The sequence below is a fragment of the Methylibium sp. T29-B genome, assembly GCF_000576225.1.
GTDB classification, from domain to species: domain Bacteria; phylum Pseudomonadota; class Gammaproteobacteria; order Burkholderiales; family Burkholderiaceae_C; genus Methylibium; species Methylibium petroleiphilum.
Genome location: NZ_AZSN01000007.1, coordinates 33614 through 47973 on the forward strand (window position 1 = coordinate 33614; position 14360 = coordinate 47973).

The window sequence follows — 14360 nt, forward strand, 5'->3', positions numbered from 1 at the left end:
CGTAATGTGGCATCGCTTGGCGCTGCTGCGCTCTGGTTCCCCCAGACTGCGAATGTGCACGCCCGCCAACTGGGCATCAAGGAGAATGTGGCGCGCCACCGACAGTAGTACGCTGCCGATCAGGCGCCCAACTGCCCCAGTGCGGCGTCGGGCATCTCGTCCCACGTGCGTCCGTTGAGCTCGCGGCCGTTCGCGGCCTTCGCCCGACGCTTTCCGTCGGCGCCCCAGCCGCCCCATTGCTTGAAGAAGAAGGCGACCTCCTGCTCCTGGCATTGCTCGCGCACAGACTCGACCCATTCCATCTTCATAGGCCTGGCCTTTGGGCCAGACTCGCCGCCGACAATGACCCAATGGATGTCCTTGAGACTCAGCTCGCCCACGTCCGACAGCAAGGGCTCCACCGAGAGGAACCGGATCCGAGCTGGCACTGTGCGCAGATGATCGATCCGCGGCACGCCGTACTTCTTGTCCTCCACCGAGACACCCAGCCAGGCGTTATCGGGAACCTTGCGCGTGCGGAAGAAGCGCGCCATGCGGGCGGCACGCTTCGTGAGGATCTGGTACGTGTGATGAGGCGTCTGCTCGATGACGGCGAAGACCTGCTCGACGTATGCGTCCGGTACTCGGTCGTGGAATAGGTCCGACATCGAGTTGACGAAGTACACCGTCGGCTTCTTGCGTTTCAGCGGATCGTTAAGTCGCTCTGGCAGCAACGTCAGCTCAAACCCGTTCTCATAGCCAGGAGTGCCCATAGCCTTGAGCCGCCGCGCCATGGTCTCTGCGTAGCAGTGTTTGCAGCCAGGCGAGATCTTGGTGCAACCTACGGTCGGATTCCACGTCTGCTCGGTCCACTCGATCCTGCTGATGGTTGTCATTGCTCTGCTTCCTTCGCTAGCTTAGTCGGTACCCTGGCCTGCGGCCTGTAGGCGCGAACGATGCCCCTGACGACACCGACGATGTTCAGGCTCCTTGTTGGCACGATGGCCTTGTCGCCGTCGCTGCCGTGCGACAACAGATGCAACTTCGCGCCGGCCTGCCTGAACTCCTTGACCGTGTGGGCGTCATCGACCTCCGCCACGACGTAGTCGCCATGCATGGCTTGCACGCCGGTTTCCACGACAGCGACGTCGCCACTGAGGATTCCCACGCCCACCATCGATTCGCCCCTCACGGAGATCAGGATGGTTCTCGATGGCCGCGACACGACTAGCTCCGACAGTCTCTGCTCATGGACAAAGCCCGAACCTTCTTGGTCGGGGTCGAGGCCTGCCATCACCGAGTCGTCGCTGAAATCCAGGGCGAAGAAGGCCGGGCCTGGCACCAGGCGCCCGCCGGGCGCTTTGCCGACGTGACCTGAAGCCGCCAGCCGCTTGACCAGACTGAATGCGGCGTTCTTTGCCCGAAAGCCCAGCGCGGCCGCTAGGTTCTCGTACGACGGCAGACAACGCTCGCGCGCATAAAGATCGCGCAGGCGGCGTAGATGTACCTGATCGTTATTCGGTCTAGCCATTTGAATTAGTGTACATTCGTCCACTAATTTTGCAAAAACCCGTGCCGTCGCGCCTAAGCACTGCCCTCAGCCCGCGACGGCCCGATCTAGTCGAGAGGCATCACACCTAGAAAAGCTCGCGGTTCTGACTGCGAGCGATGTCGCCCCAGATGCGGTCCGGCAGCGGGTGACGCGAGAAGAACACCAGCCGGTAGATCGCCCGCCCTTTGCCGTCGGTGATGCGCGGCATCTGTGAGCTGACCGTGAAACCCAGCGCCTTCACGGCGTTGCACCATTCGTCGAAGAACCACAGAGACAGATTCTTCTTGGATATCTTAGGCGGCACCCGCGAACGCCACTCGGGTAGCGCATGGTCGAAGCGGTCGCGCGCCGGATTCAGCTCCATGTCGATGTTGCGGGTCAGGTCCATGAGGCTGAAATGGACAGCGAAGTCGACATGCTCCAGCCTGGCCAGCCGCTCGATGATGGAGAACGACAGGTACTCAAGGTTGTACGGGTCGATGTAGGCCAGAGCGAGGGCGCCGAACGGCACTGCCTTCGCCATTTGATCCACCATCTCTATGGCAGGGCCGACGAACTTCTGAACCGGCGCGCCTCGTGCGACCAAGCGCTGCTCGTTGGCGGCCGCCCTGTCCGGATCGATGTCGCCGATGAGGACCTTCGTGAAAGGTGAGCCCGACAGAATCGACTGGCGGTAGGCGATCACCGAGCCGCCGTCACGGGTAATGGCTTCACCCTTCACCTGAATGCGGCCCGGGCCGCAGAAGGGGTCAATCAGCACGCGCTGCTTGAAGCGCTTCTGCGCCTCGCGCGTCGCGTTCAAGTAGCGGCAAAGGTAGCGGTGCTTCTCGAAAGGGACCCACTCGCCCACGCCATTTTCTTCTGGACCGCGCTCAATGGGCAGATCGGAAAATGGATCAGATTCCCAGAGGTCTACAGCTTCTGAAGTCAATTTCTCTCCCTGACATCTCACACAAACAAACGGTTCTGCGGGAGCGGCGATCAACGTCGTCTTTAAGAACCCGTAGTTGTCCCCTAGTATGAAGAGGAATGTCCGGGGTAACGCTAGCTGCTTTCCCCTGCCGAATGACTGCATGCCGCATGCCTGGATGCATTGAGCCTCACGTTGAGGCGGGGCTTGGCGCCCCCGGCTGGTAGTGCAGGCGAGCAGATGGAGCAAGCCGCGAACGCTCAAGCATCAGTCCGGCCGAGATCTGTAGTGCGGTGGCACTGCGACCGGTGTCAGCACTGACCCAGGCCAGGCCAGGGCAGTACGTTCAGCGTTCGGCTGCCTGTGGCTGTCAACGCATCAAAGCCAATTATCGAGCCACCCCGGCCGAGGCTGTCCGAAAGAGCGCCTTCACATCCTTGTGGTGGACGACTTGCAGGATGCAGCCGACTCCTTGTGCATGTTGCTGCGCCTGGATGGGGGCGAGCTGAGCGCCGCGTACAGTGGCGAGCTGGCACGGCAGGAAATGCAGCGACGGCCGCCCGACCTCGTTCTGCTCGATCTAGGCTTGCCGGACATCGATGGCTTCAAAGTATCGCGCCTCGCAAACTCCTAGCGTGGGATCTTTGGCGTTATTGCGTGAAAACGGCAACGAACCACAGGTTCTTGGCGCTGCCGACAAAGCGACGCCGACGTTCCCTCGGTCAACTTAGCGATGTCGATACGCCCAAGATCGCATGCACCGTCCTGACACCTGAATGACTGGTCCTGGCCGACATCGGTCAGAGCGGCCGTGAGAAGCGGACGGTCAAGTCGCTAGCGCGGCGACCGTCCGCTCTCACCAAGAGCAGTCATCGCACGCTCGAGCACAACGAACCGCTTTCAGTCTGAAGCTGACATCCTGTTGTCTCCGCCACGGTCCTGGCGCGGGGGGCGGTATGCGTCCGCCGGATCAGATGGCGAGCTGCTCAGGCGATTTCCCCGAGGCGATGGCATCGATAAACCATTGTGGGCGGCGGCCGTGCCCAGTCCACGTATTGCCGTTCCCATCCTGGAACTTGATCTTCCCAGCCTTCGCCTTGCGGCCCTTCTTGGTCGTCATTTTCCGACCAGCCGTTGAGGAGGCCGTGCGCGCGACCCTTGCGCTCAAACCGAGATCCGCAGCGGTCAAGCCGTAAACGGTGATCGCCTCTTTGATCTTCGCGATCACCGAATCAACTTCCTTCTTCTTGATCTGGCTCGCTTGAGCTTCGAGCTTGGCGATCTGCTTTTGCAGTTGACTGAGTGTTGTCATAGAGAGTCCTTTGATGCCAATGGAAGCAAAGGATATGTTGACATAAGAAAAAGGCAAGGCTGCAGGCAGAGATGGCCTACTGAACGACAGCCTAAACGGCTAGTTCACCGCGCGAGCCGCGCCGTCACGGCTGGCTGCGACGAATTCGCTCGCTGCTCTTGAGCGCTTTGCGGTAGCGCGCATCGATCCGATCGCAGAACTCGCCGAACTTGAGATCCAAGGCGGAGGCGATTCGGTGCAGCACGCTAAGGCTCGGCTGCTTCTTCCCGACCTCGATCAACGAGATGAACGGCCGGTCGAGGTCGCAGCGGCCTGCCAGATCCTCTTGCGTGAAGGCCAACTCTTGTCGGCGAACCTTGACCTCGACCCCGAGGGCGTCAATGAGGGCTTGGTTACGACTCGGGCGCATGGCGCCGGAGTGTTGGTGCTGTGTACACTAAAGACACGTGTCAACTGACAGCAAATCGACGAACGTTTCAAGCTCGGGAACCCCGTCTTTGCTGGTGATCGTCGCGTGAAGCGCACTGTCAGCGCGAGATGCCGGGCTCGTCATTGGACTACCGCCCGGGTGTTCGCCACAGTGGTCGCACTGTCCAAAGCACCTAAGGAGGGATACCAAAGATGGCCGAGATGAAAGGGCGCCGACGCGCTGAACGTGTTTCACGCCGCGGCCTCACCGTGGCCCTCGTGGCGGCCTTGACCGCCTGCGCCACCCCCGTCCAGCTCCCCGACCGCGTCCACACCGTGACCGGCTCCTCCGGCGGCACCTACATTGAGCGCGTCGACTTCTCGTACGTGCCGCCCCAGCCGCGCAGCTTCTCCCAGCTCAAGCTCTGCATCGCCGAGCACGTCCACCAGCAAGGCGCCCAGCTGAGCGACACCGCCGGCTCCTTCGTCGGCGCGGCCACCGGCACCTACTACCAGGTCAACCGTAGCCAGACCGTGATCGGCGGCCCGGTCTTCAAGTACATCGACGAAGGCACCACCACCCTGGTCGCCAGCGGCCTGACCCGCACCGATTCGTCCGCCGGCCTGGTCGTCGACCTGGTCCGCTTTGACCTCAAGGCGGCCACCGGCCCACAGGGTCTCACCCTGGTCTTCTCGCAGATCGAGCGCGCCCAGCAGAACACCGGCGGGCTGGCCAACGAAGGCTTTGGCCCCGTCGGCACCTGGGCCGGCGCCCGCGCACCCGGCGTCTACACCGCGCTCGAGCGCCTCGCCGACCGCCTCAAGGCCTGCCTGGGCTGAGCGCCGAGGCCTGTTAACCCCCACCTGACACCCCCATGCCCGCCCTCAACGACAAACCCGTTCGCCTGCTGATGCACGACATGGCGGCAGCCTTCGCCCTGCAGCCCGGCCAAGCCTTCTCCCGCGAGCGCGCGGTCCAGTGGTTTGCCGAGCACTACCCCAACGTCAAGGAGGGCACCGTCACCGCCCACCTGATCCGCCTGTCCACCAACGTGCGCACCCGGCTGCAATACGCCGCCCGCGACGACGGCAGCGACGACCTCTTCTTCAAGATCGACAGCAGCCACTTCCGCCTGTACGAGCCGGGCAGGGACCCCATCCCGATCAGCTCGCTGACCGCCCAGTCCGATGACGCCGAACCCACCGTGGCCGAAAACACTGCTGCGGCACTCTCCCAGGAGTTCGCCTACGAGCACGACCTGCGCGACTACCTGGTGCGCAACCTCCACGCCCTGGAGCCGGGGCTGCGCCCCTACACGGACGAAGGCATCACCGGCGTCGAATTCCCGGCCGGCGGGCGCTTCATCGACATCCTGGCCGTCGACCAGCACGGCGACTACGCCGTCATCGAGCTCAAGGTCTCCAAGGGCTACGACCGCGTCGTCGGACAGCTGCTGCGCTACGTCAACTGGATCAAGGAGCACCACGTCGACGGGCCACAGAAGGTGCGCGGCATGATCGTCGCCAAGGACATCAGCGAAGACCTGCGGCTGGCCTGCCGCGCGCTCCCCGACGTGACGCTCTACGAGTACAAGCTCTCGGTCACGGTGCAGCAGGTCAGTGGATGAGGGGCGGGGGTTCGTCCAGATCGGGCAGCGGCAGCAGGCCGGGGTCGGTCGGGTCCGGACACGCGTCTGAACAAGCGTTCGGCTGGGAGGGGTCGAGGGGGTCGAAGCGGTAGGGGCGTCCCTCTTTGCGGGCCTTTGCTGCCTCAGCGAGGGCCAGGTGGTAGGGGCAGTTCACGAAGCCAGCCATGTAAGGTACCTGGATGACGCCCGATTCGCTGCTGCCGGGTTGCGCATACGTGCGGGCCACACGGAGCTTCTCGGCGACTTCCGGCGATTCACGCCGCATGCGCAAGAAGAGCTTCTTGGCCTGCTTGTCGCCCGCCGCCGCGGCGCGCGCCAGCCTTCGGTAGATCAGCTCGCGGTTGGTCATGTCGCCTTGAGCGACATCGGGGTGTGCGTCTCGCACCTTTTCGTCCAAGAGGCGAGTCACCAGGTTCGGCTCATCGGGCGTCGGCGGCTTCTTGCGCTTCACGTGCTTCTCTCCAGGCCAAGTCGGACAGGGTGGCCTCCATCAGTTTTCGTTGCTGGATCGGCGCCAAGATCTCCCACATCTCCTCTGGAAGATAGGGGATGAGGACGACGCCCAGCTCAGGCTGCGGCTTGGGGTTGGCCGAGCCGGTCCGGCGCTGGATCTCGTTGCGGCTTTGCTTCATCTCCTCGTCGTGTAAGAGGGCGGCGGCCTTCACGTCTCCTTGGACTGCAGCAGCGATCGCTTTCCGCAGGAGGCCCTCTTCGAGCGTGAGCGGGCGCTTCTTGCCGCGGAGCGTGATCGAGCCGCACACCTCGTTTGCGACCCGCTCGATGACCGTCAGATCCGCTGGCTTGGGCTTGCGCGGCCGTCCCTTCGGATTCCCCGACTGGCCCTTCACAAAACGCGACGCCTGCGGCGGCTTGCCGTAGCCGACCGGATAGTCGGGGTCGTTGGGACCTTTGTCACTGCTCATCGCCATCCTCCCGACGCTGGGTCACCACCTCGGCCCACGAGCACCCGGCGACCGCGCTGCTCTCGCCTTCCACGTCCTCCAGCAAGACCGCCTGGCCGCCGCTCCGTAGATAGCGCTGCACCGTCACATCCACATAGCGCGGATCCAGCTCCATCAGCGCCGCCCGCCGGCCGGTGCGCTCGGCCGCGAGCAGGGTCGAGCCCGAGCCCCCGAAGGGATCGAGCACCAGCCCGTCACGGTGGGAACAGTCGAGGATGGCGTCGGCGATCATCGCCGTCGGTTTCACCGTCGGGTGCATGGCCAGGCGCTGCGAGCGGCCTTTGGACGGGGTGGTGACGCCGGCGTAGGGCCAGACGTTGCTGCGGTTGCGCCCGTGCTGCCCAGCTCGATGTTGTTGATGTGCGCCCCGCGGCCGGCCTTGTAGACGAAGATCAGCTCGTGCTTGGAGCGATACAAGGACCCCATCCCCGCGTTGGCCTTGTTCCAGACGCACAGGTTCTTCAGCTCCGTGTACGACACTGTGGCCGCGTCCATCAGCTCACGCAGGTGCCGCCAATCGATACACAGGAAGTGGATGGATCCGTCGACCGAGTTCGCCACCAGCAGCATGAAGACCGCGTTCAAGAAGGACGTGAACTCCTGCGGGCTCATCTCCCCGGAGGCCATCACGAACTCCCCGTGGCGATCCCCGGAGGTCACGTTCCCGGCGATCGGCACGTTGTAGGGCGGGTCGGTGAAGACCATCTGCGCGGGCTGGTCGCCCAGCAGGCGGCCGTAGGCCCGTGGATCGGTGGCGTCGCCGCACAGCAGCCGATGCCGCCCGAGCTGCCACAGGTCCCCGACGCGCGAGACGGGTGGCGCCTTCACGTCCGGCTCGAGCGGCTCGTCGTCATCGGCCTGCATCGGGCAGAGCAGGGCGTCGATCGCAGGGGTGTCGAAGCCGGTGAGGCGGATGTCGAAGTTGCCCCCCAGCTTCGCCAGCTCCCCAAGCTCCATCGTGAGGAGCTGGGTGTCCCAACCGGACTGCTCGGCCAGGCGGTTGTCGGCGATCACGTAGGCCCGGATCTGCTCGGGGGTGAAGTGATCGAGCCGCACGGTGGGCACCTCGGTCAGACCGAGGACCTTAGCGGCCTCGAGGCGCCCGTGGCCGGCCACGACCATGCCGTCGCGGTCGATCAGCAGAGGGTTGGTGAAGCCGAACTCTTCGATCGAGCGAGCGATCAGGCGGATCTGCTTCTTCGAGTGCTTGCGAGCGTTGCGCTCGTAGGGCCGCAGCGAGGCGACCGGCATCATTTGAAAGGTTGCGGCCACTGCGGGCGCGCGGATTGGTTCCGTCGTCATGGGATTTCCCCAAAAAAGTTAGTACGACACACGTGCATCAACCGCATGGCGGATGCGCCCGGTTGTCGTCCCACCTTCGCCCATGCGACCGGTGAAGACGCGCGAGAAGCTAGCTCGCTGATCTGCCCATCACATGATGAGCGACCGTCAACCACATAGCTGTTGAGTTCGGTTGTCGTCCCACCTCCGCCCATGCGACAGGTGAAGACGTGCGAGGTGCGACCTCACCAATCTGCCCATCACATGACGGGCAGGCATCGCCACATGGCGGATGCGCTCGGTTGGCGTCTCACCTCCGACCATGCGGGCAGTGAAGACGCGTGAGGAGCTACCTCACTGATCTGCCCGTCGCATGACGGGGGGATCAAGGAACCGTGCGAGCACTCTATACCAAAATTTTGCTCTTGGGTTATATCAAAACGCGGCAGGCCGGTCCTTCCGAGGATCCCGCCGGCACATGCATCGATCGAGGTACATCGAAGCGCGGATGTTGGGGCCGAGATAGGGCAGGCATACGGTTTGCCCCTGCAGCCTCACGATGTATCAGATCCGCATCCTGTGGCGGCGTAACGTGCGTCACTCAGTCCACTTCCCAAAGATGCTCAACGCATGGTGGCCGTCCACCCCTGAGCTGCTCGAGCAGTTTGAAGGAATTGTCTACGCCGCGAACGAGATCCACGGACCAGGGACGCACTGGATCGAGCGACGGCAAGTCGAGGTCCTGCACTGAATCTCATCGCAATCCGCTAGAGGCCCACATGTACGCCTCGCGACCAAGTCATGAGCCTTCCAGTCGAGCCTGAACACGCTTTAATGTGGCAGCACGGAACGTCCTACCGAGATCCGCTCGCCACGCCATCGTCACCGGTACAACGAACGCTAGGGCTGCAGCCATGACCTGGGTGATCGACATCGACACGACGGGTGCATCGCAGCTGCAGCGGGCCCGAGCTGTTGCTGCATGCTGGGCCGTCTTCGAAAGGGAGGCCGTCCATCCACGCCTCGCGGAGCGCGCGGCCTATGCTGAGAGCGAGGAGGCGCCGAGCGCGTCGGCCGAGAAAGCCGAACTGACGGCGGTGTGGCACGAGGCCGTCGAAGCCGCCGTGGCAGCTTGCTGGGCGGGGGTGCATCCACGGCCACCGACCGCGATCGTCGTTCGCGAGATCGACGATGAGGCGATGCGGCAGCCAGGCGATGAGAAGGGGCTCGGCAGCGACTAGCGTCGCTTTCTTGTCCGCAGATCGAGTGCTCAAGCCACGTAAGACCCACCGAGACGAACTGCGGCTCGGGAGGCGATGCCTGGGCGGTTGATCCAACTGGTGTAGCCGTCTCTTAGTCGATGGTCGCATTAGGCAGCGCAGTCACGCCCGCATCTTTCACCACGGTCATCGCCGGTATGGCTTGTGTTCGTGGCGACCGGCAAATGCCGATCGGCGGCGCTAGTTCTTCGCCGAATGCTCCACTCGGTAAAAGTTGAACGTGATGGCGGGGATGCCGATGGGTTGGCCGACCTTGCTCTGCTCGACGACGAGCGAGGCGATACCGCGGTACGCCGGCTGAGAATCGAGCGTCAGTGCCCAAGTCCAGGATGACCGAACACGACCTCGCCGTGTCGTCGAATCTTCCGATCGAGTCCAGCGCTTGAAGAAGCATGCCGCGTAGTCGTCAGCAATCGATTGCATGGTCTTCGTCGTGATCGCGAGCGTCACGTCCGATTGCAGCCCATCGATGCGGTCGATGCCGCTCTGGCCAGCGATGTCGCACTCCAAGACTCGAAGCGCTGAATCGCCTTCGAAGCGGAGGATCTTGCATTGCTCAAACGGCAGCGTCGAACCCGATACGCGGTGGATCGCCACCTGCCCCGGGGAGCGCTCAAGCACGTCCCCCGTCAGTTGGGCTAGATCGCGAAACGTGTGGTCAACCAGCCGATGCATGCCATCGCAGTCGGCCTCCGTGAGCGCGTTCGCGACCCCGCTGGCGAACAGGACGAGAACGGTCGCAGTCGTTCGAATCGATCTCCCTGCGTCCATCGAGTGTGCTGTGGAAGCCATCGTCGTTCGGTCCCCTTGTCGTCGGTCGGGACCAGAATCTAGTACGAAAAGTCAGCTCAACGCCAAGTTCGACGCGATGGATACTCAAACAGGTGGCTTCACACGCGTGTCGAGCAGCGTGAGCAGGTTGAGCAGTGTCGATCGCAAGGCCGGTCCGAGTGGCCAGATCGGGCGCCATCCGGAAGGGCCGGGATGCGTCCGCTCGCCAACCCGTAGCATCGCCGTCGTATGCTGAGGCGCTTCGTCTCTGCCAACTGCACCCGGAGAACCACCCTGACATTGCAGGATTCCATCCGCAAGGATCTGCTGGTCCTCTGGCTCTCCATTGCAGCCGTGGCAATGGTGCTCGTTGCGCTGCTCATCCTTCTCGTCCAGCAGAGTGCCGGGCCTCAACTCGCGCGCGCGCGTGGACAAGCCTCGGTGAGTTGCGAGGCGCTGCGCGCCGGCGCAGCACGACTTCACATGGGGGCACCGGGAGATTCCTCGGTGAGCCCCAGTTCGCAGAAGCTGCCTGGCGCACAGGCAATCCTTGATCTCGTGCTGCGTGACCGCCCGGGCATGGAAGGTGGCTTCTGGCAGACCGATGCAGGCGTTGTGGCGTATGCCTTCCCCACCTACGACGGAACCGGCATCAAGCGCGATCCTCCCAGCGCTGAGCTCGAACGCATCGTCGCCACAGCGCAGCGCGCTCTGCAGACGAACGGTCTGGTGACTGACATTCGTCCCGGACTGCGCGAGGCCGTGGTCTTCTCGGCCTGTCCGATCGATTCACCGCCGCACGTCCTGGCGGCTTGGACTCTGACGCGGGTGACACTGATCAGTGCGGACGTGGTCAACCCGCTGATACTCACTCTGAGCCTGCTGCTGTGCATGGTCGTGCTTTCCGGTGTCTGTTTGGGCCGCATGCTCGCGCGCTGGCGACAGCAGTCCGCACAACTGCAAGCGCAGTTGGCGCAGGCCGAACGGCTGGCGGCACTCGGACGCATGTCGCCGGCCTTGCTCACGAGATTCGCAACCCACTTGGAACGATGCGCATGAAAGTGGAGAACGCGATGGCCGCTGGCGCTGACGTCCGGGAAGCGCGTATCGCGGGCGCCATGGAGTCGGTGCTGTCGCAGACACAGCGACTGGAGTCGCTGGTCTCCAGTTTGTTGGCCCTGACGCAGCCTCTGCGGGTGGACCGCCAGTCCGTCGATTTGGTCGCGTTCCTGGACGAGCAGATCCAAGTCCACGCGATTGCGGCTCAGCGTGCCGGTGTGCGGCTCGCGCGGTCGGTGGATTCCGATCTCACCGAGGCTGCCTCGAGTTCGGCGTGGTTCGACCCGACCCAACTGGCCAGGGCGTTCGACAACCTGCTGCTGAACGCACTGGCTCACACAAGGGAAGGCGGGTCGATCGAGTTGGGGGCGCGGCGCGCGAGCCCGGGCCGGCTGTTGCTGTGGGTGGCTGACGATGGCGCCGGCGTGCCCGTCGAGTTGCGCGATACGCTGTTCGAACCCTTCGCCACTGGCCGCAGCGGCGGGTCGGGCCTGGGTCTTGCACTGGTGCGGGAGATCGTGCAGGCCCACGGTGGCCGGGTGACTCTTGCCGAGACGGCGCAGGGCGCGCGCATCGAGATGGAGTTCCCATGGCCCACATCCTGATCGTTGACGACGATGCGGCGTTTCGAGACAGCCTCTCCGAGACGGTGCTCGACCTCGGCCATACGGCCCTCCAGGCGGGCACCGTCGACGCGGGGCTGCATCGGCTTCGCACCGAAGCCGTCGACGTCGCGATCGTGGACCTGCGCATGCCCGGAGACGATGGCCTGACGTTCCTGCGCAAGGCGGCACGCCTCGCGCCCGTCCCCTGCATCATGCTCACCGCCTATGCGAGTGGCGCCAACACGATCGAGGCGATGCGTCTGGGGGCCTTCGACCATCTCACCAAGCCGGTAGCCCGGGCAGCGCTCATGCAGACCTTGGAACGGGCGCTGCAGAGCAGCGACGCACGCGCCGCCGATGCGACAGCGGTGCCGTCTGCAACGGATGCTTCGTCGGCAGAAGAGACTGAACTGGTCAGCAGCAGCGAAGCCATGCGCGAAGTCTTCAAGCGGATCGGCATGATCGCCGGCAGCGATGCCACGGTGCTGATCCTCGGGGAGACGGGTACTGGGAAGGAGCTGGTCGCCCGGGCGCTGCACGGCAACAGCACCCGTGCCGGACGGCCGTTCGTCGCGGTGAACTGCGCGGCCATTCCTTCGGACCTGATGGAGAGCGAACTGTTCGGGCACGTGAAGGGCGCCTTCACGGGCGCCACCAGCGACCGGGTCGGGCGCTTTCGGGAAGCCGACGGTGGCACGCTGTTCCTCGACGAGATCGGTGACATGCCGCTGCCGACGCAGGCCAAGATCCTGCGCGTTCTGCAAGAGCGCGAGATCACGCCTGTCGGCGGCACGCGCGTGTCGCGTGTGGACGTGCGCATCCTGGCTGCAACACATCGAAACCTGCCCACGGCTGTGAGCGAAGGTCGGTTCCGCGAGGACCTCTGGTACCGGCTGCAGGTGGTGCCCCTCCAGTTGCCACCGCTGCGCGAGCGCGTAGGCGACGTCCTCCTGCTGGCCGAGCATTTCCTGCGACGGGCAGGCAAGGGCGCGCCCAAGCGCTTGACTGCGGCGGCGGCGCAGCGCCTCCTGGCGCACCCTTGGCCCGGCAACGTACGAGAACTTCGCAACGCCATGGAACGCGCCGCGCTCCTGTGCCACGGCTCGGCGATCGAGCCCGAGCACCTGGGGCTGCTGACGGCCGGTGTGGCTTCCCCAGAACTCGAGATCGACTGGAACGGCAGCTTGGCGCCCGCCATCGCCCAGGTTGAGCGCCAGATGATCCGACATGCATTGGCGGAGACCGCCGGCAACCGCGCCGAAGCAGCCCGACGTCTCGGGCTATCTCGCCAGCAGCTCTATCGCAAGCTCACCGAACACGGCATCGAGTGAGGCTGTCCGATCCTGTGACAGGCACTGTCAATGATGCGGACACTTCGCTCGCCGTTGACCCAATAAGCTGTTGATTTCCTTGAGATTTCCTGGTGGCACAAGCCGTGCGCGCTGAGGAGGCGTGTTTCACGTCACCCCAGGAGTCTCAGATGTCCAGACGAGTTCTTTCTATCCTCGCCATCGCCGCAGGGCTGAGCGCCGCGACGGCGCAAGCCGTACCGCCTCGGCCAGGTGCGGAGCCGCCGCCGCCAATGCAATCGCCCGGGCTTGGCCTGGCCGCTCAGGCCATAGCCGAAGGGCGGGTTCAGAGGCTGCTGATCAACCCCTACGGTGAGGTCGACGGACTGCGGCTTGCTGACGGCACGCTCGTCAGTTTCCCTCCGCACATGTCCGGGGCACTGACCGCAGCGGTCAAGCCGGGCGACACCGTGCGCATCATTGGCCGTATGCAAGGCCGCGGCGCCGCCAAGGCGGATGCCGTCGTCAATACGGCCACCGGACAGACCGTGTACGACCAGCCGCCGACGCTGACCGAAGGCCGCCCGTTGCCGATGCATCTGCGCGCGCAACAGCTGCAGCCCCAGAAGGTCGAAAGCCGTGTCGAGGCCGTGCTGACGGGGCCGCGCGGCGAAGCCAACGGCGTCATCCTTGCCGACGGCAGCATCGTGCGCTTCCCGCCCGAGACCTTGCGGTTGTCGGTCCAGCCGGGGGCGCCGTTCGCGGCTTCCGGTCTGGGCACGCGCAATGCGATCGGCACCTCGCTCGAGGCCGTGAGCATGGGCACCAGCCTGTCTGCCTTGCAGTCTCTGTACGAACGCGCGCCCTAAGGCGCTTCCAAGGCCAGTTCCGGCGCGAAGCGGCCGCTCGCGCCGGAACCGCACAGCTCGTTCGGACACCTCAAGGGTCCCCAATGTCCCCAAAGATCCTCCCTGTCGTCCTTTTGCTGATCTCGAACGTCTTCATGACGTTTGCCTGGTATGGGCACCTCAAGTTTGGCGACCAGCCGCTGTACCTGGTGATCAGTGTGAGCTGGCTGATCGCGTTTGCCGAGTACTGCTTTGCGGTACCAGCCAACCGCATCGGCCACGCGGTGTACAGCGCCGCAGAGCTCAAGACGATGCAGGAAGTCATCACGCTGACGGTGTTCGCGGCCTTCTCGGTGTGGTATTTGGGCGAGCGGTTGACACTGAATCATCTTCTGGGGTTTGCCTTCATTGGGCTGGGTGCGTTCTTCATCTTCAAAGGCCCATTGCACTAGCGA

19 protein-coding genes and 1 pseudogene are annotated in these 14360 nt (G+C 64.2%); 10 read left to right on the forward strand and 10 right to left on the reverse strand.

Annotated elements, in window-relative coordinates:
* Nucleotides 1-119 precede the first annotated feature (119 nt).
* The 3 genes from Y694_RS02415 to tcmP all read right to left on the reverse strand — a co-directional run bounded on the left by Y694_RS02415 (nt 120) and on the right by tcmP (nt 2381).
* Nucleotides 120-875: a DUF5131 family protein gene (locus Y694_RS02415; protein WP_036229520.1), complete on the reverse strand. Its 756-nt coding sequence runs from the start codon at nt 873-875 to the stop codon at nt 120-122.
* Nucleotides 872-1510, reverse strand: a complete 639-nt coding sequence (locus Y694_RS02420; RefSeq protein ID WP_036229521.1) for a LexA family transcriptional regulator — start codon at nt 1508-1510, stop codon at nt 872-874. The genes Y694_RS02415 and Y694_RS02420 overlap by 4 nt, the downstream gene beginning before the upstream one ends.
* 106 nt (nt 1511-1616) lie before the next feature.
* Nucleotides 1617-2381, reverse strand: coding sequence for a three-Cys-motif partner protein TcmP (gene tcmP / locus Y694_RS02425; protein ID WP_231497494.1), 765 nt, complete (start codon nt 2379-2381; stop codon nt 1617-1619).
* Between the two features lie 502 nt (nt 2382-2883).
* Between tcmP and Y694_RS02430 the strand changes: the two genes are divergently transcribed.
* Nucleotides 2884-3075 carry a response regulator gene (locus Y694_RS02430; RefSeq protein WP_152543482.1) on the forward strand — a complete coding sequence of 64 codons (192 nt, stop codon included), beginning with the start codon at nt 2884-2886 and terminating at the stop codon, nt 3073-3075.
* A 336-nt stretch (nt 3076-3411) separates the two neighbouring features.
* Here the strand turns inward: Y694_RS02430 and Y694_RS02435 are convergent, their stop codons facing one another.
* Nucleotides 3412-3753: an H-NS family nucleoid-associated regulatory protein gene (locus tag Y694_RS02435; protein WP_036229526.1), complete on the reverse strand. Its 342-nt coding sequence runs from the start codon at nt 3751-3753 to the stop codon at nt 3412-3414.
* 124 nt (nt 3754-3877) lie between these two features.
* Nucleotides 3878-4162, reverse strand: coding sequence for a helix-turn-helix domain-containing protein (locus Y694_RS02440; protein ID WP_051495522.1), 285 nt, complete (start codon nt 4160-4162; stop codon nt 3878-3880).
* Between the two features lie 269 nt (nt 4163-4431).
* On the opposite strand from Y694_RS02440, the gene Y694_RS02445 reads away from it, so the two are divergent.
* Together Y694_RS02445 and Y694_RS02450 are read left to right on the forward strand one after the other, a co-directional pair.
* Complete coding sequence (locus tag Y694_RS02445; protein WP_152543481.1) at nt 4432-5001, forward strand: hypothetical protein; 570 nt, start codon at nt 4432-4434, stop codon at nt 4999-5001.
* A 35-nt stretch (nt 5002-5036) separates the two neighbouring features.
* Nucleotides 5037-5789 carry an endonuclease NucS domain-containing protein gene (locus Y694_RS02450; RefSeq protein WP_036229528.1) on the forward strand — a complete coding sequence of 251 codons (753 nt, stop codon included), beginning with the start codon at nt 5037-5039 and terminating at the stop codon, nt 5787-5789.
* On the opposite strand, the gene Y694_RS02455 is transcribed toward Y694_RS02450, so the two are convergent.
* The 4 genes and pseudogenes from Y694_RS02455 to Y694_RS25350 all read right to left on the reverse strand — a co-directional run.
* Nucleotides 5779-6261, reverse strand: a complete 483-nt coding sequence (locus Y694_RS02455; RefSeq protein ID WP_036229529.1) for a hypothetical protein — start codon at nt 6259-6261, stop codon at nt 5779-5781. The two genes, Y694_RS02450 and Y694_RS02455, sit on opposite strands and share 11 nt — an antisense overlap.
* Complete coding sequence (locus Y694_RS22340) at nt 6230-6733, reverse strand: DUF5681 domain-containing protein (protein ID WP_051495524.1); 504 nt, start codon at nt 6731-6733, stop codon at nt 6230-6232. The genes Y694_RS02455 and Y694_RS22340 overlap by 32 nt, the downstream gene beginning before the upstream one ends.
* Complete coding sequence (locus Y694_RS25345) at nt 6723-7226, reverse strand: site-specific DNA-methyltransferase (protein ID WP_231497495.1); 504 nt, start codon at nt 7224-7226, stop codon at nt 6723-6725. Before Y694_RS25345 ends, Y694_RS22340 begins: the two co-directional genes overlap by 11 nt.
* Nucleotides 7227-7828: 602 nt before the next feature.
* Nucleotides 7829-8074: pseudogene (locus tag Y694_RS25350) on the reverse strand (ParB/Srx family N-terminal domain-containing protein); the annotation flags it as partial.
* Nucleotides 8075-8612: 538 nt separating this feature from the next.
* On the opposite strand from Y694_RS25350, the gene Y694_RS24045 reads away from it, so the two are divergent.
* Nucleotides 8613-8804, forward strand: coding sequence for a hypothetical protein (locus tag Y694_RS24045; protein WP_036248471.1), 192 nt, complete (start codon nt 8613-8615; stop codon nt 8802-8804).
* 163 nt (nt 8805-8967) lie between these two features.
* The gene (locus Y694_RS02470; protein ID WP_036229531.1) at nt 8968-9294 is read left to right on the forward strand and encodes a hypothetical protein; all 327 of its coding nucleotides are present in this window, start codon (nt 8968-8970) and stop codon (nt 9292-9294) included.
* 219 nt (nt 9295-9513) lie between these two features.
* Here the strand turns inward: Y694_RS02470 and Y694_RS02475 are convergent, their stop codons facing one another.
* On the reverse strand, nt 9514-10125 hold the full coding sequence (locus Y694_RS02475; RefSeq protein ID WP_152543480.1) for a hypothetical protein: 612 nt from the start codon (nt 10123-10125) through the stop codon (nt 9514-9516).
* A 228-nt stretch (nt 10126-10353) separates the two neighbouring features.
* Here Y694_RS02475 and Y694_RS25355 point away from each other — a divergent pair, with 228 nt between their 5' ends.
* From Y694_RS25355 to Y694_RS02495, 5 genes are all read left to right on the forward strand, one after another.
* On the forward strand, nt 10354-11163 hold the full coding sequence (locus tag Y694_RS25355) for a hypothetical protein (RefSeq protein ID WP_231497496.1): 810 nt from the start codon (nt 10354-10356) through the stop codon (nt 11161-11163).
* Nucleotides 11160-11768 (forward strand): sensor histidine kinase KdpD, encoded by a 609-nt coding sequence (locus Y694_RS25360; protein ID WP_231497497.1) that lies wholly within the window; start codon nt 11160-11162, stop codon nt 11766-11768. The genes Y694_RS25355 and Y694_RS25360 overlap by 4 nt, the downstream gene beginning before the upstream one ends.
* On the forward strand, nt 11753-13099 hold the full coding sequence (locus Y694_RS02485) for a sigma-54 dependent transcriptional regulator (RefSeq protein WP_036229534.1): 1347 nt from the start codon (nt 11753-11755) through the stop codon (nt 13097-13099). Before Y694_RS25360 ends, Y694_RS02485 begins: the two co-directional genes overlap by 16 nt.
* Before the next feature lie 149 nt (nt 13100-13248).
* Nucleotides 13249-13926: a hypothetical protein gene (locus Y694_RS02490; protein WP_036229536.1), complete on the forward strand. Its 678-nt coding sequence runs from the start codon at nt 13249-13251 to the stop codon at nt 13924-13926.
* 83 nt (nt 13927-14009) lie between these two features.
* Nucleotides 14010-14357 carry a DMT family protein gene (locus Y694_RS02495; RefSeq protein ID WP_036229537.1) on the forward strand — a complete coding sequence of 116 codons (348 nt, stop codon included), beginning with the start codon at nt 14010-14012 and terminating at the stop codon, nt 14355-14357.
* The last annotated feature ends 3 nt before the right edge of the window (nt 14358-14360 follow it).